Origin of the sequence: Desulfurobacterium thermolithotrophum DSM 11699, assembly GCF_000191045.1 — a bacterium.
Taxonomy (GTDB): domain Bacteria; phylum Aquificota; class Aquificia; order Desulfurobacteriales; family Desulfurobacteriaceae; genus Desulfurobacterium; species Desulfurobacterium thermolithotrophum.
This window is the reverse complement of record NC_015185.1, coordinates 780224-805721: the sequence shown is the minus strand read 5'-3', so window position 1 is coordinate 805721 and position 25498 is coordinate 780224. Positions and strand designations below refer to the sequence as shown.

The following is a 25498-nucleotide window of genomic DNA, read 5'->3' as shown; positions in this document are numbered from 1 at the left end:
GAAAATTGCCAAAATTAAGAAAAAAGCCTATCCTCTCCGGTATGAAAGCGAAAAGACTAAATTTCCACAAAGTACTCAACCTATCAAAAACATACATGAACCGGAGAGGACAGGCTGTACTGGTATATTTATATCCTTTTAAAACCAAAAGAGGAAGACCCAAGAAATACCCTGACGAGATAATTCTTACCCTTCTTTTCCTCCAAGTAGCCTGGAACCTATCATTCAGAGACCTTGAATATTTGGCAGTTCAGATATTTGGAAGAGAGAATATTCCTGATTTTTCAACCTATTATTACCGACTCAAGCAACTACCTTCCATTCTCCTTGTAGATTTTCTGAACTTTGTCTCTCGAAGACTCTTAGGGAAGTATCATAAAGAACTAAGATTTCTGATAATAGATGGAACTGGCTTCAAATACAATGAGATTTATCCATTGAAAATTCTAAGAGGCAAAGAGATAAAGGAGGTAAAAAGCCACGTTAAAGTTGTTGTATTAAGCGTTCATCTAAAAGATGGAAAAAGGTTCATTCTTACTGCATTACCTGGAGAGAGTTACGCTTCGGAAGTGAAACTTGGAGAGAAAATAGTTAGGTGGTTAAACGAAAGGGGATTTATATGGAGAGCTTTGAAAGGAAAGCCATTTTTAGGAGACAAAGCTTATGACAGCATTAAGTTTATTGAGCTTGTTCTGTTAGTAGGCTTAAAGCCTTACATAAAGGTGAGAGAAACATTAAGGAAGGGAATTAAATCTGAGATTAGGCTTAAATGCAAAGAGCTTTTAGAATCTGATGAAATTTACAGGTTTAGAGGACTGATAGAGAGTATTTTTGGAGAAGTTAAGCAGGATGTTGGAAGTTACGAGAGAACAAAGAGCTTTCATATAGCTCAACTGTTTGTTTTAGCTAAGTTTATCCTCTTTAACATGGGAGTTTTGTTCTTTGTCTGGATGATTTTTCAAACACTCTCGAATATGAACTGTTGAAGTTCAGATAGAAGGTGGACACCCTACAATAACCTTTGAATACCACAAGGAGGTGTCCACCGATGAAACAATTGAAAAGATTCAAAGGAACATCCCTCCATATATCAAGCACAAATACAGCATTCAAAGAAACCCTGAAAGAAGGAAGAAGAGTAAAAAAGAAACTTGACCTAACAAAAGACAGAAACGTTAAAAGGAGACTCAAATGGATAGAGTACTACCACAAAACAGGCAACGCCAGAAAAACATGCAGATACTTTGGCATCAGTCCAACAACCTTCTACAAGTGGAAAAAAAGATACGACAAGTACGGGATAGAAGGACTCCAAGACAGAAGCAAAAGACCTCATAAAGTAAGACAACCACAAATAGAACCTGAAATAGAACACATCATCGTCACAATAAGGGAAAAATTCCCTAACCTGGAGCAAAGAAAAGATAGCAGCCTTCATGGAAAGATACCTAAATGTAAAAATATCATCCTCTACAGTTTACAGAACTCTCAAAAGACACGGACTAATAGAAAGAACCTGGAAACTAAAAAGTACCTACAAGAGGAAGAAACAGAAAGGGAAAAAGAACCGCACCAGAAAAGGACTAAGAGCAGACAAACCAGGAACAATCCTCATGGACGTTAAATACCTCTACTGGTGCGGTAAAACCTTTTACCAGTTCACGGCAATAGACAAGTTCACCCGAATAGCATTTGCCAAGGTTTATTCTACAAAAAGCAGCAGGAGCGGAAGAAGGTTTTTTGAAGAACTTGAAAAATTTCTTCCCTTCAAGATAGAGAAAGTTCAAACGGATAACGGGAGCGAATTTTTAGGGGAGTTAGACGAATATCTTAAAAGAAAAGGGATAGAACACTACTTTAGTTATCCGAAATCTCCCAAGACTAATGCGCATGTAGAAAGGTTTATTCAAACGACAGAAAGTGAACTATGGATGATAGAAGGAACAGAACCGACTGTTGATGAGATGAATAAAAAACTTTTTGAGTATTTAAAGATTTACAACTTTCTTAGACCCCATCACTCTTTAAATTACAAGACTCCCGCTGAGAAGTTTGAGGACTATATTAGAAGTCATCAAGGTGTCCACCATGTATTGAACTCGAACATGAACTTGCTATTAGAGTCTAAAAGGACTATAATTTGCCAGCGTAAAACCAAAATAAAAGGAGGCGATGCTTAATGGCAACAGTTTACGTCCGCGATGGAGAGCCATTTGAAAAAGCACTAAAGAGATTTAAGAAACTCTGCGAAAAAGAAGGTATACTTACGGAAATCAAGAGAAGAGAGTACTACGAGAAGCCAAGCGAAAAGAGGAAGAGAAAAGCAATGGCTGCAAGAAAGAGACTTATCAAGGCTCTCAAGAAACGCGGTCTTCTTCCACCAAAAGGCAAGAAGAAAAAGTAATAGAGGTTAATAGAGGTAATTAATGGGACTGAAAGCGCAGCTCCTTCAGGATATGAAAGAGGCTATGAGAGCCAAGGATAAAGTAAGGCTCTCTACGATCAGAATGATTAACTCTCTAATTAAGAACGCTGAAATTGAGAAAAGAGGAGAGCTCACAGACGACGAGATCATCCAGCTCCTCATGAAGTACGCAAAGCAGAGAAAAGAAGCCATTGAGATGTACGAAAAGGGCGGAAGGCAGGATCTGGTAGAGAAAGAGAAGGCTGAATTGGCTGTAGTTGAGTCTTATCTTCCAAAGCAGATGAGCGAAGAGGAAATAAGAGAGCTCGTCAAGGAAGCCATCGAAGCTACAGGAGCTTCTTCACCGAAGGATATCGGAAAAGTGATGCAACACGTTATGCCCAAAGTCAAAGGTAGAGCTGACGGTTCTGTTGTTAATAAAATCGTTAGAGAGATGCTTGCAAACGGCTGATGATTTTGTATAATAGATATTGGATGGACAATAATCGTGGTACTTCCACTCCTTTGGGTAATTGGAGGGGGTATTTATACTAATGTTCAAAGGAGTGGGGTACCACTTAGAATTCAACAAAATTCTTAAAGCTACCTCTGAACTCGCAAAAAGCGAGCCAGGTAAATCTGCAACGTTGTCGCTTGTTCCACTTACAAAAAGAGAAGAGGTCGAACGAAATCTCCGGATAACAGATACTCTTGTTAAACTTTTATCGGAAAAACAACTTCCTTTAGAGTCTTTTCCTGATATCTCAAAAACGATAAATAAACTTTCTGTTGAAGGTGCTATTTTAAGCGTCGAAGAGCTTGTATCGATTTTAAAAGTTATAAGACAATCCTCCATCCTGAAGAACTTCTTCTCCAGTCTGGATGAACGGTTTTCACGGATCAAATACTTTGGGGAAAGGCTTTCCAGATTTGAAGGGTTGAGAGAAGTCCTTGAAAGGTCGATAGACGATACAGGAGAAATCCTTGATACCGCTTCACCAAGGCTCAAAAGCATAAGGAAAAACATCAGAGTAACCACCTTACGGATAAGAGAAAAGCTGGAATCTCTGGTAAACCGCTACGAAGACCTCTGTCCAGACAGGATAGTAACCGAAAGGGAAGGGCGTTACGTCATCTTGGTAAAACCTCACTTTAGGAAGAAATTCTCAGGAATAGTCCATGATCGATCCTCATCGGGTCAGACACTTTACGTTGAACCAGCTTCTGTCATTGAAGATAACAACAGATTGAGGGAGCTGAAAGCTGAAGAAAAAGAAGAGATAAAGAGAATTTTGATTGAACTCTCCTGGAAAGTGAGTGAAAGGAGAGTGGAATTACTGACGAGTTTCAGAACCCTCATTGAGCTTGATAGGCGCTATGCAACTGCACTTCTCTCTCTGAAACTGAAAGGCACTCTTCCTGAGTTCTCTGAAGAAATAGACCTAAAAGAGGCAAAGCATCCTCTAATACTCCTTTCCGAAAAAGAAGTGGTTCCCGTTGATATAAAGCTAAAGAATGGACTTGTCATAACAGGTCCCAACACAGGTGGAAAAACGGTCACCCTTAAAACCGTTGGACTTCTCTCCATGATGGCACAGTCTGGGTTCCTCATTCCTGTCAGCGAAGGAAGCAAACTGAGACTCTTTAAGAAGTGGATGGCAGATATTGGTGACGAGCAGAGCATCGAACAGAGCCTTTCAACCTTCAGTGCCCACGTCAAGAACATCTCTGAAATTCTAAGGGAAGCTGATAAGGATTCCCTTGTTCTTCTTGATGAGCTAGGAGCTGGAACAGACCCGATAGAGGGTTCAACCCTTGCAATCGGGATCCTCAAATATTTAAAAGAAAAGAACGCAAAGGTCATAGCAACAACCCACTTTACACCCGTTAAACTCTTTGCCTACAAGGATGACTATTACGATGTCGCCTCAGTGATGTTTGATGAAGAAACCTTAAAGCCCCTCTACAAACTTGCCTACGGGATAATCGGAAGAAGTTACGCCCTTGAGATTGCAAAAAGGTACGGAATGCCCGAAGAGGTTATTGAAACCGCAAGGTCTCTCATGACGGCAGAAGACAGGCTTGCCGAGGACATAATAGCTGCCCTTGAGAAGGAATACAGGAAACTGACAGAAGAAAAGGAAACTGTTGAAAGGCTAAAAGAGGCATTAAAGAAAAAAGAGGAGGAGCTCCAGAAGAAAGAAAAGGAACTCAAGGAAAAATCGGCAAGAGAAATTGAAAAATTCATAGAGGAATTAAAGAAAAAGAGCGAAGAAGTCTTCAAAAAGGCAAAATCTGAAAAAGCAAAACAGGAAATAAGGCAGATCGTAATTACTGCAAAGAACAGAGCCAAAGCTCTTGCAGAAGCTAAAGAGGTAAGAGAAGTCAAACCAGGCAATACTGTAAAGCTTCTTAAATCTGGAAGGAAAGGAAAAGTCCTTGAAGTCGATAAAGAGAGAAAAGTGGCAAAGGTTCTGGTTGGTGGCTTGAAGGTTGACGTTAAACTTTCTCAGATTGAGCCAGTTGAAGAGACAGTAAAGCAAGAGGAGATTGTAAAGGTCAACGTAAAGAAACCGTCAACGTTTTTCCCTGAGCTTAAGCTCCTTGGAATGAGAGGAGAGGAAGCTCTCGCAGCGGTTGAGCAGTTCTTAGACGATGCAAATCTTGTTGGAATAAAGAGGGTCAAGATTGTCCACGGTTATGGAACAGGAATACTAAAAAGGCTTATAAGGGAATATTTAAAAGAGTCTCCTTACGTCAAAAGCTTTAGACCTGGAAAGATTGAAGAGGGTGGGGACGGCGTAACGATTGTGGAGCTAAAATAACTAGTTATCAGTTTAAAACTGAGGAAATCCTTGAAAGGTGGAAGGAGATAGAAAAAGTGAGGAAAGTCTATCCTACAGAGAGAAGTCCAGACAATATAGTTCTAGAAAAGATAAAACACTGTGAAATATTTAAAGGAATAGGCTATAAGTGGTCTGAATGTTACGATGGTTGTATTTCGGACGTTTACCTGCTGGGAATGAGGGTGTTAAAGTCCCACAGTGGTTACTCTTTCTGCTGCGGCTTTACACTTCAGGTTTTCTACGAAGTTTTAGAAGATATGGACGTTCCACAAATAGGAGTATTTTGGCAATAAAACAAAGGATGTAAAGGTCATCTTTGTAGGAAGGTTGGAACCTGTTGAAAGCTGGAGCTTGCTGCGGGTTTCAAAGACTGCAGTGAGGTATAAAGGATAAGGAGCTCTGGAGACATTTGCTTTCCTATCTAAACTTCAAGTAAGAGAGGTCTGAAATGAGATTTGCAATATTTGGAACCGGCGGAGTCGGAGGATTTTACGGCGGGATGGTTGCCCGCTGTGGTCATGAGATTGTTTTCATTGCAAGAGGTAAAAAGTTAAAAGCAATGAAAGAAAAGGGATTAACTGTTAAGAGCTTTAAGCACGGTGAGTGGACAGTCAAGGAGGATGGAAAGAGAATTACCTTCACAGACAAACCAGAAGAGGCTGGAAAAGTCGATGTTGTCTTTGTCTGCGTGAAGTCCTACGACACTGAAAATGTTGCTCCAAAGTTACTCCCAATGTTAAAGGAAGATACTGTTGTTGTTTCCATCCAAAACGGAATTGAAAATGAAGAGATACTCGCGAAATACGTTGGTGAAAATAGAGTTTTAGGAGCTACAGCGTTTGTAGGAGCTTACGTTAAAGAACCTGGAGTTGTTGTCCATGAAGCAGCAGGTCTTTTAGAGATTGGGGAAATGAGTGGACAACAGTCAGAAAGGGTTGAAAAGCTTGTTGAAGAGCTTAAAAAATGTGGAATTGAAGCAAGGGCTTCAAAAGATATCAGATACACCCTCTGGAAAAAGCTGGTCTGGAACATTGCATTTAACCCTTACTCGGTCATAACGGGAGCAACAGTTGGAGAAATGCTTTCTATGCCGGAAAGTTATGAAATACTGAAAAACTTGATGGAGGAGTGCTACAGAGTTGCTGAAGCCCACGGCGTTAAGTTAAAACCGAAGATCATGGAAAACTACTTAAAATCCTCTCCAGACTTGATGGACTACAAAACTTCGATGCTTTTGGATTTTGAGAGAGGTAAACCAATAGAGCTGGAAGGCATAACAGGAGCCTTAATCAGAAAGGCTGAAGAGAAAGGAATTAAGATTCCTTACAATAGATGTGTTTACGGTACCGTCAAGATCCTCTTAAAGAAGAGAGACAAGAAATTGATGGAAAAGAAGTAAACAGGTGGGCTGGAGTCTTTTCAATTTCTGAGATTGAGAGTTTCCTAAGGAGGATTTTGTGAAAAAAGCAACTTTTGCAGGTGGTTGCTTCTGGTGTCTTGAGGAAGCGTTTTCTAAGGTTCCTGGGGTTGTAGAGGTTATTCCTGGATATGCTGGGGGTAATGTAGAGAATCCTACTTATGAGGAAGTTTGCTCGGGTAAAACTGGACACGTTGAAGCTGTTCAGATAACTTACAATCCAGAAAAGGTTTCTTATAGAGAACTTCTCATAACTTTCTGGACTTCAATCGATCCCACAGATTCAGGTGGACAGTTTGCAGATAGAGGAAGTCACTACAAAACCGTGATTTTCTACCATGATGAAGAACAGAGGGAACTGGCTGAGAAGAGCAAAAAGATTCTTGAAGAAAGCGGTCTTTTCTCTGAAACCATAGCTACAGAGATTAAGTCTTTCAAAAACTTCTACGTGACCGAAGGATATCACAGGAGATTCTTTGAAAAAGAACCGATGAGATACTACTACTATAAAATCAACTCCGGAAGGGCTAAGTACTGTGAGATTGTCTGGGATAAGAAGAATGGAAGGAAACTCCTTGAAGAAAAGCTTTAAAGCCTACGCAGTTCAGTTTGAAACAGTCACAGGCAAGTTTGAGAGGAACTACAGCCGATTTTTAACGTTTCTAAACTTGTGCGAAAAAGGTTCTTTGGTTGTTATTCCTGAGGTTTTCCTCACAGGTTTTTACTATGAAGATATCGAATCTGCTGCAAGGTTCTCCGAAAGGATCGTTAGTGAGCTTTTAGAATTTTCAAAAGGACTTGAGCTTACCCTCGTTTATACGGTAATTGAGAAGATTAACAACAAATTCTTTAATTCTGTTCAAGTTATTGATAAAGGTAGACTCCTTCTTTCTCGTCCCAAGATAAAGCTTTTTGCTCCAATGGATGAAGATAAATATTTTGTTGCTGGAAGTGAAAAGGATTTGAAGCTCGTAGAAACTTCCATTGGCGTAATAGCACCTGTAATCTGTTTTGAGCTAAGGTTCTCTGAAATCTTTTTAGAGCTTTTGAAAAATGGAGCTGAAATCTTTACAGTTTCTGCCCAGTGGGGAAAAGCAAGGAAAGAACACTGGAAAGTTTTAACTTCTGCAAGAGCCATTGAAACACAGCGCTTTCTGGTTGCATCAAACGGTATTGGTGAAATGGCAGGAAACTCAATAATTGTTGATCCGTGGGGAAGAATCTTATCTTCTGCTGGAGAGAGTGAAGGAATAATTTCAGGAAGAATAGATTTATCTGTAATAAAACAGGTTGAGAGAAAGCTTCCAATGGGGAGGTGAAGATGGGAATTTGGGACTGGCACGATGAAAAGGTAAAAAAAGCAATTAAAAACTTATTCATAAAGAATCTTTGCACATCTAAGGAAGACAAAGTTTTAATCCTTTCAGATACCTACAAGGAAAGAATCGGAGAGCTCTTCTTTTCTGTTGGAACTAACTTCTCAAATTACGTCCTCCATCTGACATATCCACCAACTGGAAGACACGGGCTTGAACCACCAGAGGTTGTCTGGAGGGGAACCTTTGGTTCTGAGTTCGTTGAGGAGCTAAAATCAAAGGGACTTTTCGAAAGAATACAGAGAAAAGAATTAACTCAAAGCGATGAAGAAGAGATAAAAGAGATTCTCCTTGAAACCACTTCTCCCCTTGATTTACCATCAGTGGTCGTTGCCGTGAACGAGCATTCTCTAAGCCATACACTTTTCAGGAAGCTCTGCACAAACTTCCTCTCAATGAGATTTGCAAGTATGCCACTCTTTGAATCATTTATGTTCTATACTTCTATGCAGGCAGACTGGAATCTGGTTGCGAAACACTCAAAAGTTCTTGCAAGCCTCCTAACAGATGCAACAGAAGCCCACATTACATGTCCACTTGGAACAGATATAAGATTTTCTCTTGAAGGAAGAGAAGGACTGGCAGATACAGGAAAACTCTGTACACTCGGAGACTTTGGAAACCTACCAGCAGGAGAAGCATTTATTGCACCAGTTGAAGAAACAGCTGAAGGAGTCTTTGTAACCAAATATGCACCTACAAGGAAACTAAGCGAACCAGTAAAGCTATTCGTCGAAAATGGAAAGGTCATAGAAGTAAAGGGTGAAGAAGCGTTTTCAAAATTCTTGACAGATTTAATCCATCATGAGAAGAATGCAGACAACATTGCAGAGTTTGGGATCGGAACAAACGAAAAAGCAGAAAGGTTTGACAACATATTAGAGGCTGAAAAAATCCTTGGAACCTGTCATATAGCAATCGGAGACAACAGCGCTTTTGGTGGAGAGACAAGAGCAAACGTTCATATTGACTTACTTGTAGATAAACCAACAATTAAACTCAGGATTGGTGAAAAAGAAGTTGAAATAATGAGAGAAGGAAAGTTATTGGTGTAGCTGAAAGTCTCGAACTGTATAAAAGAGCTCCAGCAGTTTTTCTGGTGGGAGCTTCTCAGCTCTTCTTTCCATGTATTCTGAAATCTCTTCTGGATAATTTTTGAGTTTCAGGTTGCTCTTTAATTTTTTTCTCCGCTGTGAAAATGCTCTTTTCAGGAAACTCTCAAATTCAATTAGCTCTTTTTCTTCTATGTCAAACTCTTTCGGAGTCATCATAAAAACGGTTGACATAACCTTTGGGGGAGGAGTGAAAGCCCTTGGAGAAACATCAAAAAGCTTTTTTATATCAAAGAAGAGAGAAAGTAGTGCTGGCAGATAGCCGTACTCCTTACCTTTTCGTGCAGAAAGCCTATTGGCAACCTCTTTTTGAACCATAAAGATTCCCTTTTCTACCGAATCCTTGTGGTCAAGAAGGTTTCTAAGGATTGCAGTTGAGACGTTGTAGGGAAGGTTTCCAAAGTATTTAAACTTTCCATCAAAAGAAGAAAAGTCAAACTTGGTTGCATCGGCATTTACGATTTTAATTCTGTCACCAAACTTTTCCCGTAGATGCTCCACCCAATCCTTATCAATTTCAATAACTATAAGTTCTTTTGGATTTCTTTTAAGTATCTCTTCAGTTAGAGCTCCCCCACCCGGTCCTATTTCAATTACTCTATCTTCAAAAGTAATATTTCCAGAATCAACTATTTTTCTAATTATGTTCCTATCTTTTAAAAAATGCTGTCCTAATGATTTTTTAAGTCTCATTTTTAAACTTCCATTTTAATTTTGTTTAAGACTTTCTAAGTTGTACTCAATCTCCAAATGAAAGGTTATCCTTTCATTTTTTATAGTTTGGGGAATTGGAGGAAACTTTGCTCTTTCTATGGCTATACATGTAGCTTTCTGAAGTATTTCGCTTTTTCCACTAAAAGGCTTACACTTAATAACCTTTCCACTTTTGTCTAAAACAAATTTAACTGAAACAACTCCTTCCTCTCCTCTTTCTATTGCCTCTAAAGGATAAAAAATGTTTTCTTCAATAGCTTTTTTTATTGCATCTACATAGTAAGCCGGAAGATTACCTTGAAGAGGCTTCAGACCTCCGGGTTTTTTCTTTTCCAGAACTTCCTTTTTTTCTTCTTGAGGAATTTTCTTTTGAGGTTTCTTTGTAACAACTTTAGGCTTTTCCTTAGGAATAACTACTTTTTTCTTTTGTTTAGGTTCTTTAACTATTTTCTTCTGCTTTGTTACAAGAACTTTCGGTTTTTTTTCATTCTTTAGAAGAGATATTTTGATTACCTGTTTTACCTCTTGTTTATGAGGCTTATGGAGGTTTTTTACAATATAGATAAATCCTGCTTCCAAAAAAAGAGCCAAAATAAAGGCTAATAAAAATCTAACGGTTACCTTCATTTTTCTCCTTTGCAATCAAACCAATTGAATTAATTCCGACTTCTTGAGCTGTATCCATTACACTAACTAAAAGCTGAACTTTTGAATCTCTATCAGCATTTATAGCAACAGAAACTACGGGATTTTTTCTTTTTGCTTCTTTTAAAAGCCTTTTTAAATCTTTAAGACTAACTTTTTTTTCTTTAAAATAAATAGAACCATCTTTCTTTATTGTAATAGTTACAATTTCTTTTTTTACGTTAACTTTTGTTTTCTGAGTGGTTTCAGGAGGATTTGTTTTTATAGCAAGCCCTGGGATAATACTTCCAGCTATGAGAACAAAAAAGGCAAGCAAAAACAGCATAACGTCTACCATAGGAACAATTATGAGTTGAGGCTTTTCCTCTACAGGTTCGTCTTTGAATTTACACATCACCTACCATCCTTAAAGTTTCTTTTTTACACATCACCTACCATCCTTAAAGTTTCTTTTTGTATTAAAATTTATCATAATTATTTTAACAGTAAACTGAATTATTTTAACAGTAAACTGATCGTGGAGGAAAAGTTGGCTTTCTCAATGGAAATTGCTCATAAGGCCGTTTTCTTTGCATTATATTTTCTTCTTTTTATTGCAACGGTTGTGTTTATAGAAAGACTTCTTTATTTTCTCTTTGCCTTTCCTTCAGAGAAAAAACTTCTTTTAAAGGATACTGAAGGCTTAAAGGAAACAGAAGTAGAAACATATTATCACACCTTTGTTTCTAAGCTTACAAGAGGAAAGGGAGTTTTATCTTTTACCATTACTGCCTCGCCGCTTTTAGGACTATTAGGAACTGTCCTAGGAATAATGGAGTCATTTGTAACAATGGCAGAAAAAGGAGTTTCTGATATAGTTGAGGTTAGTAAAGGAATAGGATTAGCTCTTGAAGCAACAGCTTTAGGTATATTTGTTGCAGTTATCACTCTTGTTTACTACTACTACTTAAACGGAAAAGTCGAAAAGGCAAAAACAGAAATTAAAGTTCTTATTTTGAAGAACTTAAAGAGCAGGGAGTAATTTTAAAAAGGTTTTCTGAAAGTTTTACGTTTTCTTTCCAGCTCTTTATTACGTATGTGGCAAAAGTTTTGTCTATTTGAACAGTTTTAAAAGCTTTTAGATTACAGTCTTTATCTATAAGGAGGATAATTTTCTCAAAGATAGAGTTTTCATAAGTTGGTTTTAGCTCTACAGTTTCAAAATTTCGACTTTCCTCAATTTTTACAATTTTAAAAAGCTTTTTGAAGTTTTCAGGATTGTTTAAGATTTGAAAAAGGGGAAAGAGCTCACTTTTAGTGTCAAGCTCTGTTATCTGACACTGATTATCAGAAGGAAAAACCGTTTCTAAATACTCTCCGTTAGATACAAGATAAATATCGCTTCCTTTTGTATATTCCCAGCGAAATTTTGATGGTTTTTCATAATAAATAACACCACCGTAAAGATCAACAGTGTCCCCAGCTACAGGAAGTTTAGTTTCCTGGGAAAAGACAATCTTTAGTGTTTTTATAGACTTTAGTTTTTCTAAAAAAGAATCTAATTTTCCGTCCCCATAAGCTGGAGCTACAAAAAAGAAAGTTAAAACAAGTGAAGACAAAATCTTTTTCATCTTGTTCTCCTTTTTTTAAAAATTAACATTTCTTTCTTATAGGACATAATTTATTTTCTATCAATACACTTTAGGAGAATAGAATGAGAATAATTGGTGGAAAGTATAAAGGAAGGAGAATAAAATCGCTTCCTAAACGTTCTGATACGAAGCTTTTAAGACCAACAACTGAACGGGTTAAAGAATCTGTTTTTTCTATTCTCAATAATTATCTTGAAGGAGTTAAATTTCTTGATCTCTTTGCAGGTACAGGAAATGTTGGTATAGAAGCCATAAGTAGAGGAGCAAAAAAGGTCGTTTTCGTAGAAAATGATAAGAGGTTCTGTAATCTAATAGAAGAAAACTTGAGAAAGCTTGGTGTAGAAAGAGGAAAATACGAGATAATCTGTGATGACTATGTTAATGCACTAAAGAAGCTTGCCAAAAGAGGTGAAAAGTTTGATTTTATTTACGCAGATCCTCCCTATGAAAAGGGTTTTTACACAAGAATTGTAAATATGGTAAAAAACTTCGATCTTCTTGATGAAGATGGACTTTTAATCCTTGAGGAGCCAAAAAATGCACCATTTCTTCCAGATGATGAAAAATGGATTGTAGAACGTAGAGGATATGGTACTACTCTTGTTACATTTATAAATTTCTATCCAGAAAAGGAGATGATATAAAAGATGTCACCCCCTGAAATTCGGGACTATAGTAAAGAGGCAACCTTTAAAGGCAGGAGGCTGGATTTTTCCCTGGGGAATAAGCCCCGTGCGTGGAGATTAGCCGATGCCTCCTGCCGGCTAATTATAGTGGCGGGAAGCGCCGTATTGGAGTATGGGAATAGTCCCGAAGCAGAGGTTGCAAAACACAAAACATATCAGGGGGTAGAGATGAAGGAGAAGGTAGAGAAAACACTGTATGTCGGAGTGGACTACCACAAAAACAGCTTTACAGCAGCTTATTTAGATTGTCTGACAGGGATACTTAATACCAAGAAGTACGAAGCAGAAGAGTTAGAGAAATTTAAAAATCACCTAACAACTTTTAGGAAAAAAGGATATTCAGTAAAAGTTGCGGTAGAAACCTTAACAGGAGTAACATTTTTTACGGAGGAGATAAGGAACTGCGTTGATGAAATAACTTACGTTAACACTAACAAATTTAAGAACATTCTAAAAGGTGTTAACAGTGCTAAAAACGACAGGATAGATGCAGAAACGATAGCCATTTACTATGAAATGGGCTTACTTCCGACAGTTTACGTCCCGACGAGAAAAGAAAAAGAGCTAAGGATAAAGATGAAAGAGAGAGATAGCTTTGTAGATATGAGAAAAGGGGTAATTAACAGACTTCATAGCCTATTGCTTGAATATGGGATAAAGACAAACAAGAGAGAACTCACCACGAAGAAAGGGATGGAAAGGATAAAGGAAGAAACGAAGAAGAAAGTGCCTCCGTCATTACGAGAAACGATATGGAGGCAAATAGAAACAATAGAATACTTAACAGATAAGATAAGAGAGACAGAAGAAGATATCAAGAGTTTTATAGGAGAAGATGAGGAGCTTAAGGGAAAAGTAGAACTTCTAAAAAGCATACCTGGAGTAGGAGATATAGTAGCTATAGCCTTTATATCTGCCGTATGTAACGAAGAGAGGTTTGAAAACGGAGACAAGGTAGCGGCTTATTTTGGACTTGTTCCTCGTGTTAATAGCAGTGGAGACGAAGTTAGAAATGGAAGGATAACAAAGAAAGGGGACAGCAGAACGAGGAACAAGATTATCCAGGCTACGAGAGCGTTATTGAACAGCAAGTTAGACAATTCAGTTAAAAGATTTTACGAAGGGTTAGTTAAGAAAGGTTTAGAGAAGAAGAAAGCGCTGATAGCTGCGGCGAGGAAATTGGTTAAAGTAATGTTCGCAGTTTTGAGAGAGAGAAGGCAATTTATGGATTTTGTTGAAAATAAATGCAACCTCTGTGTTGGGGGTTGACATCTTTCATAGGAGTAAGATATGTTTGAGATTTCAAAAGTAATTGAGTTTTCAGCAGCACATTCTGTTTACTCACAAAAACTTAATCCTGAGTGGACAAAAAATACCTATCCGAAGTGTAGAAGACTTCCAGGTCACGGTCATAACTATAGACTTGTTGTTTACTTAAAATCTGAAAATCTTGATTTTTCTCAAATGGTTACAGACTTTGGACATTTATCTTGGCTAAAAAGTTTTGTAGATAGCTGTTTTGACCATAAATTAATACTTGGAATGGATGATCCAGCATTACATCTTTTCTTTACAAAATTAGGACTTATGAAAAGTGAAAAATTAGTTATTCCACAAATTGATGGAAAAAAAACAGAAGTTGATGTTGTAGCGGTTGATGAAAACTATCGCATAAAAAAACTAACAATTAGAGAAGTAGATTTATCAGAAATTAAAAGTTACAAATATTTTTCGTTTCAAAACTTTAGATCGGATTCTGACTCAGTAGAAGCCGATTTCTATCAGCGACTTCTTGACGGAATATCTCTTTTTAGTGGTTCTCCGACTTCTGAAAATCTTGCAAGATTCTTTTTTTACTTTGTAAGCGAGAATATAAAACCTCTTGGGATAAAATGTTCTAAAGTTTCTATTCATGAAACTCCTACTTCCTGTGCTACTTTTAAGGAGCGATGAGGGAAAAGTTACAGACTGTTCCGGATGCTCCTGGAGTTTACTTTTTTAAGGATAAAAGCGGAAAGGTTATTTATGTTGGAAAGGCAAAATCTTTAAAAAATCGCCTTTCCACTCATATCAATTGCACAAATCCGAATGAAAAGAGTTATAAGATTACTAAAAACGCTGTAGATTTCGATTATATAGTTGTTAAAAATGAAAAAGAAGCGCTTACATTAGAAGCGGAATTAATAAAGAAATATCTTCCAAAGTTTAACGTTCTTCTAAAAGATGATAAAAGTTATCCATATCTTGTTCTTACCGATGAAGAATTTCCCACAGTAAAAATCGTAAGAAAAAAAGACTGTTTGAAGGGAAAGAAGTTTGGACCTTTTGTTCCTCCTAAAAATGCTCGAAATCTAAAGGATTTAATTCACAAAGTTTTTAAGTTAAGAAAATGCAAAGAATTGCTAAATCGCTCAAAGCCTTGTCTTCAATACTACATAGAAATGTGTACTGCTCCTTGTTGTAATTACGTTTCTAAAAAAGACTATAGAAAACAGGTTGAGGGAGCTCTGTCTTTTTTAACGGGAAACGTCAAAAACCACATAAATAAGCTTTACAGTGAAATAGAAAAAGCAGCTGAAAACTTACAATTTGAAAAAGCTGCCATACTTAGAGATCAACTTATAGCTATAAAGGATATCTACGAGAAAGGTTCTATTTTCTTTGAAAATTATCCAAGCTGCGATGTATTTTATATTGAAAGGAACAATGGAATCTTTTCGGGTGTTAAGTTAACAGTTAGAAATGGTATTCTCTATGGGAAAGAAAACTTTCAATTTGATCCCTTAGATCCGTGGGATGAAAACTTACTTTTGGAGTTTTCTAATTATAGGTTAGAGCAAATAGACGAAAGTATAGTAGGAACAATTTGGATTAAAGGAACTTACGAAGAAGAAAATCCGCCAAAAGAGATTTTTGCTAATTTTCATTATCTTGGAAATGAATTTTCTGTTAAAGAAATTCCAGAAAAGGTACTTCAATTAGTTAAGAAAAATAGGTCGATAGCAAGAACAAATCTTAATTTAGAAAAACTTAAATTTGAGTACGAAAGTGTGTTCTTGGATACTTTTCCTGAAAGGGTAGAAGTTTTTGACAATTCTTCGCTTCAAGGAACGGCAAGTGTTGGGGCCTGTATTGTTTGGGAAAAAGGAGAGTTTGTAAAGAAAGATTACAGAAGATACAAGATAAAAAATGTTAAAGGGATTAACGACTATGGTTTTTTAGAAGAGGTTTTGACAAGACGTTTTAAAAGAATAAAAAAGGGAGAAGTAAAAAGACCTAATTTAGTTTTAATTGATGGGGGAATTGGACAACTTAACGTTGCACTAAAGGTACGTGATTCATTAGGACTTGATTTCAGAGTCTTTTCTATTGCAAAAAGAGAAGAAATCGTTTATACAGATGATGGAGAAGTTGTAGAAACAAAAAAATATCCATATCTCTTTAGGTTCTTTACCAGTTTAAGGGATGAGGCACATCGTTTTGCAATAACTTTCAACCGAAAATTAAGAAATAGTTTAATGGTCAAAAGTGTACTTGATGATATTAAAGGAATTGGAACAAAGAGAAAAAAACTTCTTGAAAAATTTTATCCAGATATTAAAGAACTTGCAGAAGCAAGTATAGAAGAACTTGTAAAAATAGGAATACCAAGAAAGGTAGCTAAGGAAGTTTTAGAAAAAATAAGAGATTGGAGCTCTTAAAAGTAAAGAAAGCATCTTACCTTTCTATCATTTATCTCTAAAATAGGAGGTATGTTTCTTCTACAGATTTCCTTTGCTTCAGGGCATCTTGGATGAAAAGGGCAGCCAATGATTTTTTCTGAAGGCTCAGGAACATTACCAGGAATATAAAAAAGTTTCCTTTTTTTCCCGCCATTTAAAATAGGTGAACATTCTATAAGCCCTTTAGTATAAGGATGAAGGGGACTTTTGAATATATCTTCTGTTTTCCCAGCTTCAACAGTATAACCTGCATACATTACAAAGACTTTTTGTGAAAATTCAGCAACAACTCCCATGTCATGAGTGATAAGAAGAATACCTGTACTTTTCTTGATAGAGAGCTTTTCTAGTAGTTCTAAAATCTTTGATTGAACTGTAACGTCAAGAGCAGTTGTTGGTTCATCAGCAAGGATGTAATCTGGATTACAGGCAAGAGCCATTGCTATTGCAACTCTTTGCTTAAGTCCACCGGAAAGATGGTGAGGATAAGCATTTATCCTTTCTTCAGGTTCTGGAATTTCAACTAGTCTTAGAAGTTCCACGACTTTTTTATCTACTTCCTTTTTTTCAACTTTTTTATGGTATAAAAGAGCTTCTCCCATTTGATCTTTTATCTTCATCAATGGATTAAGAGAAGCGGAAGGATCTTGAAAAACCATTGAAACTTTATTCCAGCGGAACTTTCTTAATTTTTCGCCTTTAAGGGAATTAACATTTGTACCGTCCACTTCTATTTTTCCACTAACTTTTAAGTTTTCCGGAAGAAGCTTTAAAATAGAAAGAGCTGTGATAGATTTTCCACTTCCGCTTTCCCCAACTACTGCAACTCTTTCTCCCTTTTCTACTTTAAAAAAAGCATCTTTAACAATTTGAAATTGGTTTGTTCTAATAGATAAATTCTCAACTATCAAAGACATTCTATCTCTACCCAGTAAGAGGTATCTGAAAAGATGTCAGGGTCAAAATAGAGCTCCCGACACTTAATAGTTTTACCTGTGGTTTCTTTTGCAGTAATATAATGGGCTATTATCTCTGGAATTACTCCTAAAAACTTACCATCTTCAGAGTGTAAAGTGTAAGTAACAGGACTTTGAGGATTAAGAGGTTCTGCTTTCAGGTAAATGTCCTGTTTTTCTCTAATTACCCTTTCCCAGTTTGGTCTATATATCCTTTTTGTCTTAACCGGAACAAAATATCTATTTTCCTTTGCTAAGAATTGATGAAGGTTTTCGTAGTTCTTTAAGGAAAGAAGGAAGTGTAAAAGTTCTTTTAACTGTGAAGAATTTGCATTTTCCAATTTAAGACCATAAACACCTATAAGAGGCCATAAGTTTTTCTTCTCAAACAAATTCTTTATCTCTTTTGAATAAAGCTTTACAATTAGATAATTTTTCTTCCAAAGAGATTCTAGAGAAGAAAAAAGAGTTTCTAAGTTTTCAGGAGAAAATCTAAATTCCTTTAGTAGTTTAAAAAACTCTCTTAACTTTGACTTTAGCTGTTTACGATAGTAAAGTCGAGTTAACAACCACTTTCTATTTATCTTTTTATACAAAGTTTCAATCATTTCTCTATCTAAAAACCAGTTAAGATAAACGATTGCTTTACTTGTTTCTTTTTCCACTATAGAATCCATGGATGGTCTGAATGCTTCTTTTTTAAAAATTTCTTCAAAGAAAATTTTTAAAGTATCCTTTAAAGCTGCGATTAACTTTTTAAAATCGGTTTCTATGTTTTCACTTTTTAAAATAATTTCCAATTTTACATCCACACCATCCATAACCTGTGTAACCTTAGGAATAATAGTAATTCCTCTTCTTTCAATTATTTCTAAGTTTGAGTATGCAAGATGTGTAGGAAAAATATATTCAAAACTTTGAGCAAGATATTCAAGAAGGGAAGTAACTGCAGAATTTAAAATACTGTCCGATACTTGAATTAGTTTTTCAATTTTTAAGCTGAAAGACTCCTCTTCTTTTTCTCTTTTTTGAGGAATTACGAGGAGATTTTTCTGAAATTTTTCCCAAATTGCTATTTCTATATAGTTTTCAACAGGTTCTAATTTAATAACTTCTTCTCTTAAGTACTTTTGTGCACTGTCTCTAATTCTTTTAGCCTTTTCAAAGGTTTTTATTTCTTTCTTCGAAAGATCCCAAAGGGTTTGCGTAAAGTGGATGAATTCTCCTTCTAAAGGAAAATAGAAGTTTTTAAAACCTTCTGTTAAAAATCTATAGGAGTTTATTCTCTGAAGTTTTTTAACCTTGATTAGCTGAAAATCAACATTTTCAGCTTTTTCGCTTGAAGCAATTAAAAGAGAAGGAGAATAAGGAAAACTTTTCCTAAAAATTCTAATTTTTTCGTCTAGATACGTATCTGTTAAATACTTAAAAGGCATGTATGAGAAAACCATGAGAATTCTATCGCTTCTATTTAGAAACTTTTCTGTCTTTATTGGAATAGAAAGTTTGTCTGATAAATACATTGAAAAAGGTAAAGCTATAGGATCTGCTGGATAGATAGCAGAAAGAGATGGATTGAGTTTTTTTACCTTATTTATAAAGAAATTAAGAGAGTCAATGACAAGCTCCTGACGGAGCTCGTCAAGTTCAAAGAGAGTATATGTAGTCGTTTCTTTAACTTGCATGCTCTTTTAAAACCTCTTTAAGAATTTTTATTCCGTAATCTATTTCATCCTCTGTTATAACAAGAGGAGGAACAAATCTTAAAACATTTCCTGCCGTACAATTAATAATAAGTCCTTTTTCAAGAGCTAACTTCACTATGTCACTACAGGGTATTTTGCAAACAGCTCCTAACATCAATCCTTTACCCCTTACAAAGTTAATTATCTCAGAAAATTCTCCTTTAAGTTCTTCAAGCTTTTTTGCAAGATATTTTCCTTTTCTTTCCACTTCTTTTAAAAATTCTTCATCTGAAACAATCTTTATAACCTCAATACCTGCTCTTGTAGCAAGGGGATTACCACCAAAAGTTGAAGCATGAAGTCCAGGTTTTAAAACATCTGCTGCTTTACCTTTTGCAACTATTGCCCCAATTGGAACGCCGTTCCCAAGAGCTTTGGCAAGTGTCATTACATCTGGTTCAATACCGTAGTGCTGATAGGCAAAGAGCTTTCCTGTCCTACCTATTCCTGTCTGAACCTCGTCAAATATGAGAATAGCATCTATCTCATCTGCAATTTTTCTCAGTCCTAATAAAAAGTCTTTATCAGCAGGAACAATTCCACCTTCACCCTGAATTGGCTCAACGATTATTCCAGCAGTTTTGTCTGAAACCACCTCTTTGACAGAGTCAAGGTTGTTAAATTCAGCAAACTTGACTCCTCTCAACATAGGACCAAAACCTTCATTGTACTTTCCCTGGCCAGTTATAGAAACTGCTGCCATTGTCCTGCCGTGGAAAGATTGTCTAAAAGCTACTATTTCGTACTTTTCTGGATTTTTTTCTGTTCCGTATCTTCTTGCAAGCTTTATAGCTCCTTCGTTTGCCTCTGCTCCACTATTGCAGAAGAAAACCTTTTCTCCAAAGGAGTTTTTACAGATGAGCTCTGCCAGTTCTGCCTGAGTCTCTATGTGAAAAAGGTTTGAAACATGAATCAACTTCCTTGCCTGTTCACAGATAGCATCCGATACAGTAGGATGGCAGTGACCAAGATTACAAACTGCAATCCCTGCTAACATGTCTAAGTATTTTTTATCTTTATCATCATAAAGCCAACAACCTTCTCCCTTTACAAAGTTTACGGAAAATCTGTTGTAAGTTTTCATTACAAAATTCTCTGTCTTCTCAAAAACGTTCATTTCTTCCCTCTTCCTTTACTGTAGATTTCACAACGACTTTATTTCTATACTACGATAGTTTATTCAATAGTTAGCAAATTTGAAAGGGTTAGCTTTGTTTTAAGAAAAAGAAAATAGAGCAGGGTAGAAAACCCTGCAAAGAAGTTAAACGTCCTGGATAGCTCCTTTTGCTGCAGAAGTTACAAGCTTTGCATATTTTCTAAGAAGTTTTGACTTAACTTCTTTTTGCTTAGGTTTAAAGTTTTTAAGTCTTTCTTTCAATTCTTCTTCTGAAATGAGTAATTCAAGTCTTCTTTCCGGAATGTTTATGTGTATTTTATCTCCTTCTTGAACAACTCCAATAGGACCACCTTCTGCTGCTTCAGGGGATATATGCCCGATACAAGGACCATGTGTTCCACCTGAAAATCTACCGTCTGTAATTAGCGCAACTGATTCTCCGAGTCCCATTCCCATCACAGAAGCAGTTACAGCAAGCATTTCTCTCATTCCTGGACCACCTTTTGGTCCTTCGTATCTTATAACGATGATATCTCCAGCTTTAATTTTTCCATCCATTACTGCTTTCATTGCATCTTCTTCGCAATCAAAGACCCTTGCAGTTCCAGTAAAGACTTTCATCTTGTCTGAAACAGCACCTTGTTTAACGACAGCTCCATCTGGAGCAAGATTGCCGTAAAGAATAGCAATTCCACCTTCAGGACTGTATGGATTATCAACTGGTCTTATTACATCTTCATCCCAAATCTTAGCGCTTGCAGCTATCTGTTTAATGTTTACCCCAAGGACTGTTGGGTTATCCTCTAAACTATCGTAAAGTCTTTTAAGAACTCCTGGAATTCCTCCAGCGTAGTGGAGGTCTTCCATAAGGTACTTTCCGCCAGGTCTCATACTACAGATTTTTGGAGTTTCCCTACTTAGCTGATCAAATAGTTTAATTTCAAAAGGAACTCCAGCTTCATGAGCAATTGCAGGAAGGTGAAGAACTGTATTTGTAGAACCTCCTAAGGCAAGATCAACTTTTATTGCATTTCTAAACGCTGCAGGTGTTAATATGTCCCGTGCTTTTATTCCTTTTTTGACTAACTCAACAATTTTCTCTCCCGAAGCCTCTGCTATCCTTTTCTTTTCTGCCAAAGGCGCAGGTGAAGTTCCACAGTATGGTAAGGAAAGTCCTAAAGCCTCTGTAAGACAGGCCATAGTGTTTGCTGTAAACATTCCTTGACAAGAACCTGAAGAAGGACATGCTGCTCCTTCAAGTTCGAGGAGCTCTTCAAGGCTAATTTCACCAGCTTTGTACCTTCCAATTGCCTCAAATGTATGGGTAACAAGGTCAAGTCTTTCTTTTCCTCTTCTTCCTGCAAGCATTGGACCAGCTGTAACAACAATTGCAGGAATATTTAGCCTTGCAACTCCCATAAGCATTCCGGGTGTTATCTTGTCACAAGCTGTGAGCAAAACAACACCATCAAGCTGGTGAGCAGTTACAACGTCTTCAACTGCATCAGCCATGAGCTCTCTTAAAGGAAGGGAAAATCTCATTCCTTCGTGTCCCATAGCAATGCCATCACAAACAGCAGGAACACGTACAACAAACGGTGTACCACCAGCTGCTGCAATTCCCCTTTCTATAAACCTTTCAAGAGAGAACATATCGGCATGACCGGGAACAAGATCTGTCCAGCTGGAAACTATCCCAATAAGAGGTTTGTCTATATCTTTTCTTTGAATTCCTGTAGCCATCATGAGAGCACGGGCAGGAAGTTTTTCAAATTCTCTTAGCACATCACTTCTCATTCTCAGCTTCCTCCTTTGCCTTTTTCATGAGAAGCATCATTTCATCACGAAGTTTTAATCTTTCTTTCTTCATCCTTTCCAGTTCAAGTTCTTCCTGAGGTGTAATAACTGCTTTTTTCTCCAGTTCATCTATCATGTCATCCAGTTCTTGATGCTTTCTTTCCAAAGTCTTAAAGTGATGAAACTTTTCCCTTGCAAGAGCTTTTAAGTTTTCGTCTCTAAGCATATTTTCCTCCTAAATTAAGTTTATAAACAACTGCATTTTCGCAGCCATAGTATCCTTCTCTAAGAGAGATCCTTTCAAATCCCACTCTTTCATAGAGTTTTATCGCAGAAAAGTTAGATTCTCTAACTTCAAGAAAAATTTCCTTAACTTTTCTCTCTTGGCACTCGTTTATCAACTCTTTTAAGAGTTTCTCTCCAATTCTTCTACCTCTTAACCGTGAAGCAACAGCTATTTTGTTTAACTCGCAAACTTCTCCAATTATCCAGGCTGTCAAGTATCCCACAATCTTTCCTCTGAGCTCTGCTACAAGGAAAAGCGAAAAAGGAAGAGATAATTCCTTTTCCAGAAGTTCCCTTTTCCAAGAATCTGGAAAGGACTCTTCCTCTATTTTTAGTATAGCATTTAGGTCGTAAAGACTACAGTTTCTTACAAGAAGGTTTTGCATCGTGGTCTCTTACATAGTAAAAATGAAGAGGTTTAAGAAGCTGAGGGAACTCAAAAGGTATAAGAGCAGCAATTAAAGATAGTGGAGTTGTTTCATAAATGGTCTTAAAATTCTTCTTTATACTATCAGAAATATTTCCTTTATAAACCACTATATACCTTGAGTAATCCTCAACTTTTGAAAAGAGCTCTTCTTCTGTCAAATCCATAACGTTACTAGAATCTAAAGGACTTTCTCTTACAAGTGTGTAATATCTATTTCTTCTTCCAGAAAGAAGAGAAATAATAGGTAAGTTTGCCTTTAAATGCTGTAATCCTATTAACTGAAGTGTTGAAACTGCTTTTACTTTTAAGCCTACAACTTTTAAAGACTTTCCAACTGTAACAGAGAGCCTTACTCCTGTAAATGACCCTGGTCCTGAACTAACTACTACAAGACTTATGTCTTCTTTCTTTACCTCAGTTTGTTCTAAAAGTTTTTTGATCTCTACAAAGATTTTTTCAGAATGCTTTTTAGGTTGGTTCCAAAGAGAAATTCCTAAAAGTTCTCCATTCTTTATAAGAGAAATACTTCCTTCAGAAGTACATAAATCTATTCCTAAAACTATCATGCTGTCTTAATCACCCTTATTAGGATTGGTTTACCTTTTTCATCTACGTCAAGTATCTCTATTTTTACATTTGCAATATCTAATGTTCTATGCTTTTTAAGGACAATACCTCTTTCCTTAGCAACTCTCTCTATGAGATCAACTAGATATTTTTCTTCTTCAAATGGAATATGAACATCTAACATTTCGTTCAAAGCTTCAACTGTTATATACGGATCTATAATAATAGCTGTTCCTCGTGGGACACTTTTTAAAATTAAAAACTTTCTGATAAGGAAAAGAATTAAAAGAGAAAGAACTCCAAGAAGAACATCTTTAAAATCATGTCCTGCAATGATAATTTCCCTTGCAATCGCAATTAGCAATACATCAAAAACAATTCTTGGTTGATGCTTTATAAGCATAATAATGAGTTCTATAACAATTACAAACATGAGAAGAGGTGAAATTAACTCTTTTAAGCTTTCAGTAGCATCTTTTATATGACCGGATAGAATTATTTCCTCTATATGAATCAAATGAGGTGAAGTTATTAGAAATTCAACAAAGAGCACTATAGAAATTACTAAAAGAGCAAGAGTTATAGCAACAAGAAATATGTCTGCAATTTTTAGTAAAAAATTCTCCATTTTCTTAATAAAAACCATCTATCCCCCTGTGTACCAACTGATTAATTCGTTTCCAAAAATTATTGTAACGTATGTTGCCAATGAAAGAAAGGGGACAAAAGGAAGAGCTAACTGAGAATTTTTTCCCCTTAAAATCATAAAAATAATTCCCCACACAGCACCAATTAGAGAAGCAAGAAATATCGTTAATAAGACCTTTTCCCAACCTAAGAAAGCACCAATAACTGCCATTACATTTGCATCTCCATATCCCATACCTTCTTTACCTTTTAATATATAGTAAGTTTCAATGATAAAAAGAATTATCCCTGCTCCAAATGATGCTCCCAAAATAGAATCTTTCAAAGAAATACTAGGAACAAAAATAGAAAACAAAATTCCAGCAATCATTGCAAAGTAGCAAAGTTTAACAGGAACAAGCATTGTTTTTAAATCAATCATTGAGACAACAACTAACACATAAGTTAAAAGTAGGAAATAAAAAGATGTAACTGAAATTCCATATTTCCAGACTATTCCTGTTGTAAGGAAACCTGTTAAAAGTTCTACTAGAGGATATTGAATAGAAATTTTTTCTTTACAGTTCCTACATTTTCCTTTTAAGATTAGATAACTAATAATTGGAATATTATCGTACCATTTAATCTTTTTACCACATTTAGGACAATAAGAAGGTGGAGTAATTATAGATTCTTCTTTTGGAATCCTATGAATACACACGTTAAGGAAACTTCCTATTATGGTTCCAAAAATAAAAGCTATTAGATACTTCATTTAATGAGTTTCTCCTGATGCAGATTTAACAAACTGTACCATACTTTTTAAAAATTCCTTCCATTCTCTTATTGCTTTTGAAAATTCTTGTGTAAGAAACTCTACTAACTCTCTTTCTCTTTCTGCCATCATGAGTTCATCTACTTTAAAAATCTTATCTTCAAGTTTAGCTATTGCTTCATCTAATCCTTCATATATAGGAAGAATCTTTGAGCCATTTTCAACCACTTTTATAGTCCACTCTAATGAATCAAGAAGATTATTGAGAAGAAGTTTTGTCATATCTTCTTTTTCTATCCACTCATTAGCTATTTGACTAAGAGAAACAATCATTGCATCAAGAGTGATAAGTGCTAATTCTATTTGTTTCTTCACCATATTCACCGAAGGTTCCGTTACTATATTAATAGTTTCTAAATCCTTTACTTCATCAACCTTTACAGGATGAAGTACCTCTCCGTTTTTTTCAACATACTTTATGGAACGATGTGGAAAGAGATATTTATACTCTATTAACCTTAAAAGAGCTGAAGTAGTATAGAAAACATCATCACTAACTTCAAGTTCAAGGTATTTACCATCTACTTTTATTTTCATTTTTCTTCTATCTTGGGATACTTTCAATCCAATACCTCCTATTTGCTTT

At 36.2% G+C, this 25498-nt stretch carries 28 protein-coding genes and 1 pseudogene; 15 read left to right on the top strand and 14 right to left on the bottom strand.

Annotation, left to right across the window (positions count from 1 at the left end; all coding sequences use genetic code 11):
- Positions 1-5: 5 nt before the first annotated feature.
- The 10 genes and pseudogenes from DESTER_RS04105 to DESTER_RS04060 all read left to right on the top strand — a co-directional run bounded on the left by DESTER_RS04105 (position 6) and on the right by DESTER_RS04060 (position 9098).
- Positions 6-986 carry an IS5-like element ISDeth1 family transposase gene (locus tag DESTER_RS04105; RefSeq protein WP_013638394.1) on the top strand — a complete coding sequence of 327 codons (981 nt, stop codon included), beginning with the start codon at positions 6-8 and terminating at the stop codon, positions 984-986.
- 62 nt (positions 987-1048) lie between these two features.
- Positions 1049-2180: pseudogene (locus tag DESTER_RS04100) on the top strand (IS481 family transposase).
- Entirely contained in the window at positions 2180-2404 is a 225-nt protein-coding gene (gene rpsU / locus DESTER_RS04095) for a 30S ribosomal protein S21 (RefSeq protein WP_013638392.1), read from the top strand. The pseudogene DESTER_RS04100 and the gene rpsU overlap by 1 nt, the downstream one beginning before the upstream one ends.
- A 22-nt stretch (positions 2405-2426) precedes the next feature.
- Positions 2427-2876 carry a GatB/YqeY domain-containing protein gene (locus tag DESTER_RS04090; protein WP_013638391.1) on the top strand — a complete coding sequence of 150 codons (450 nt, stop codon included), beginning with the start codon at positions 2427-2429 and terminating at the stop codon, positions 2874-2876.
- An 82-nt stretch (positions 2877-2958) separates the two neighbouring features.
- Positions 2959-5229, top strand: coding sequence for an endonuclease MutS2 (locus DESTER_RS04085; protein WP_013638390.1), 2271 nt, complete (start codon positions 2959-2961; stop codon positions 5227-5229).
- A gap of 56 nt (positions 5230-5285) precedes the next feature.
- Positions 5286-5543 carry a hypothetical protein gene (locus tag DESTER_RS04080; RefSeq protein WP_013638389.1) on the top strand — a complete coding sequence of 86 codons (258 nt, stop codon included), beginning with the start codon at positions 5286-5288 and terminating at the stop codon, positions 5541-5543.
- Positions 5544-5698: 155 nt separating this feature from the next.
- Entirely contained in the window at positions 5699-6649 is a 951-nt protein-coding gene (locus DESTER_RS04075; protein WP_013638388.1) for a ketopantoate reductase family protein, read from the top strand.
- A gap of 58 nt (positions 6650-6707) precedes the next feature.
- Complete coding sequence (gene msrA, locus DESTER_RS04070; protein WP_013638387.1) at positions 6708-7259, top strand: peptide-methionine (S)-S-oxide reductase MsrA; 552 nt, start codon at positions 6708-6710, stop codon at positions 7257-7259.
- A complete protein-coding gene (locus tag DESTER_RS04065; protein WP_041737398.1) occupies positions 7243-7986 on the top strand; it encodes a nitrilase-related carbon-nitrogen hydrolase in 744 nt (247 codons plus the stop codon). The genes msrA and DESTER_RS04065 overlap by 17 nt, the downstream gene beginning before the upstream one ends.
- Before the next feature lie 2 nt (positions 7987-7988).
- Positions 7989-9098, top strand: a complete 1110-nt coding sequence (locus DESTER_RS04060) for an aminopeptidase (protein WP_013638385.1) — start codon at positions 7989-7991, stop codon at positions 9096-9098.
- Here the strand turns inward: DESTER_RS04060 and rsmA are convergent.
- From rsmA to DESTER_RS04045, 3 genes are read right to left on the bottom strand one after another with little or no spacing between them, the layout of a single operon-like run.
- Complete coding sequence (gene rsmA / locus DESTER_RS04055) at positions 9087-9848, bottom strand: 16S rRNA (adenine(1518)-N(6)/adenine(1519)-N(6))-dimethyltransferase RsmA (RefSeq protein ID WP_013638384.1); 762 nt, start codon at positions 9846-9848, stop codon at positions 9087-9089. The genes DESTER_RS04060 and rsmA overlap by 12 nt on opposite strands.
- A gap of 15 nt (positions 9849-9863) precedes the next feature.
- Entirely contained in the window at positions 9864-10496 is a 633-nt protein-coding gene (locus tag DESTER_RS04050) for an energy transducer TonB (RefSeq protein WP_013638383.1), read from the bottom strand.
- The gene (locus DESTER_RS04045; RefSeq protein WP_013638382.1) at positions 10480-10908 is read right to left on the bottom strand and encodes an ExbD/TolR family protein; all 429 of its coding nucleotides are present in this window, start codon (positions 10906-10908) and stop codon (positions 10480-10482) included. The genes DESTER_RS04050 and DESTER_RS04045 overlap by 17 nt, the downstream gene beginning before the upstream one ends.
- Before the next feature lie 135 nt (positions 10909-11043).
- Between DESTER_RS04045 and DESTER_RS04040 the strand changes: the two genes are divergently transcribed.
- A complete protein-coding gene (locus tag DESTER_RS04040) occupies positions 11044-11535 on the top strand; it encodes a MotA/TolQ/ExbB proton channel family protein (RefSeq protein WP_013638381.1) in 492 nt (163 codons plus the stop codon).
- Here the strand turns inward: DESTER_RS04040 and DESTER_RS04035 are convergent.
- The gene (locus tag DESTER_RS04035) at positions 11504-12124 is read right to left on the bottom strand and encodes a LolA family protein (RefSeq protein WP_013638380.1); all 621 of its coding nucleotides are present in this window, start codon (positions 12122-12124) and stop codon (positions 11504-11506) included. The two genes, DESTER_RS04040 and DESTER_RS04035, sit on opposite strands and share 32 nt — an antisense overlap.
- Positions 12125-12207: 83 nt before the next feature.
- Here DESTER_RS04035 and rsmD point away from each other — a divergent pair, with 83 nt between their 5' ends.
- The 4 genes from rsmD to uvrC are packed head-to-tail and all read left to right on the top strand — an operon-like array spanning position 12208 to position 16532.
- Positions 12208-12789, top strand: coding sequence for a 16S rRNA (guanine(966)-N(2))-methyltransferase RsmD (gene rsmD, locus DESTER_RS04030; protein ID WP_013638379.1), 582 nt, complete (start codon positions 12208-12210; stop codon positions 12787-12789).
- A 3-nt stretch (positions 12790-12792) separates the two neighbouring features.
- Positions 12793-14100 carry an IS110 family RNA-guided transposase gene (locus tag DESTER_RS04025; RefSeq protein ID WP_013637888.1) on the top strand — a complete coding sequence of 436 codons (1308 nt, stop codon included), beginning with the start codon at positions 12793-12795 and terminating at the stop codon, positions 14098-14100.
- Between the two features lie 21 nt (positions 14101-14121).
- Positions 14122-14784, top strand: a complete 663-nt coding sequence (locus tag DESTER_RS04020; RefSeq protein ID WP_013638378.1) for a 6-carboxytetrahydropterin synthase — start codon at positions 14122-14124, stop codon at positions 14782-14784.
- A complete protein-coding gene (uvrC, locus tag DESTER_RS04015; protein WP_013638377.1) occupies positions 14781-16532 on the top strand; it encodes an excinuclease ABC subunit UvrC in 1752 nt (583 codons plus the stop codon). Before DESTER_RS04020 ends, uvrC begins: the two co-directional genes overlap by 4 nt.
- Here uvrC and DESTER_RS04010 read toward each other — a convergent pair.
- The 10 genes from DESTER_RS04010 to DESTER_RS03965 form a co-directional block, all read right to left on the bottom strand.
- Positions 16529-17470 carry an ABC transporter ATP-binding protein gene (locus DESTER_RS04010; protein ID WP_013638376.1) on the bottom strand — a complete coding sequence of 314 codons (942 nt, stop codon included), beginning with the start codon at positions 17468-17470 and terminating at the stop codon, positions 16529-16531. The two genes, uvrC and DESTER_RS04010, sit on opposite strands and share 4 nt — an antisense overlap.
- Complete coding sequence (locus DESTER_RS04005) at positions 17461-19194, bottom strand: hypothetical protein (protein ID WP_013638375.1); 1734 nt, start codon at positions 19192-19194, stop codon at positions 17461-17463. The genes DESTER_RS04010 and DESTER_RS04005 overlap by 10 nt, the downstream gene beginning before the upstream one ends.
- Positions 19184-20371 (bottom strand): aspartate aminotransferase family protein, encoded by a 1188-nt coding sequence (locus tag DESTER_RS04000; RefSeq protein WP_013638374.1) that lies wholly within the window; start codon positions 20369-20371, stop codon positions 19184-19186. The genes DESTER_RS04005 and DESTER_RS04000 overlap by 11 nt, the downstream gene beginning before the upstream one ends.
- Before the next feature lie 144 nt (positions 20372-20515).
- The gene (ilvD, locus tag DESTER_RS03995) at positions 20516-22168 is read right to left on the bottom strand and encodes a dihydroxy-acid dehydratase (RefSeq protein ID WP_013638373.1); all 1653 of its coding nucleotides are present in this window, start codon (positions 22166-22168) and stop codon (positions 20516-20518) included.
- Positions 22158-22394 (bottom strand): HP1242/YdcH family protein, encoded by a 237-nt coding sequence (locus tag DESTER_RS03990; RefSeq protein ID WP_013638372.1) that lies wholly within the window; start codon positions 22392-22394, stop codon positions 22158-22160. Before DESTER_RS03990 ends, ilvD begins: the two co-directional genes overlap by 11 nt.
- Positions 22387-22839, bottom strand: coding sequence for a ribosomal protein S18-alanine N-acetyltransferase (gene rimI / locus DESTER_RS03985; protein WP_013638371.1), 453 nt, complete (start codon positions 22837-22839; stop codon positions 22387-22389). The genes DESTER_RS03990 and rimI overlap by 8 nt, the downstream gene beginning before the upstream one ends.
- On the bottom strand, positions 22811-23449 hold the full coding sequence (gene tsaB / locus DESTER_RS08055) for a tRNA (adenosine(37)-N6)-threonylcarbamoyltransferase complex dimerization subunit type 1 TsaB (protein WP_013638370.1): 639 nt from the start codon (positions 23447-23449) through the stop codon (positions 22811-22813). The genes rimI and tsaB overlap by 29 nt, the downstream gene beginning before the upstream one ends.
- Positions 23446-24096: a hypothetical protein gene (locus DESTER_RS03975; protein ID WP_013638369.1), complete on the bottom strand. Its 651-nt coding sequence runs from the start codon at positions 24094-24096 to the stop codon at positions 23446-23448. Before DESTER_RS03975 ends, tsaB begins: the two co-directional genes overlap by 4 nt.
- Positions 24097-24852, bottom strand: coding sequence for a prepilin peptidase (locus DESTER_RS03970; RefSeq protein WP_013638368.1), 756 nt, complete (start codon positions 24850-24852; stop codon positions 24097-24099).
- Positions 24853-25476 (bottom strand): hypothetical protein, encoded by a 624-nt coding sequence (locus DESTER_RS03965; protein ID WP_013638367.1) that lies wholly within the window; start codon positions 25474-25476, stop codon positions 24853-24855.
- Between the last annotated feature and the right edge of the window lie 22 nt (positions 25477-25498).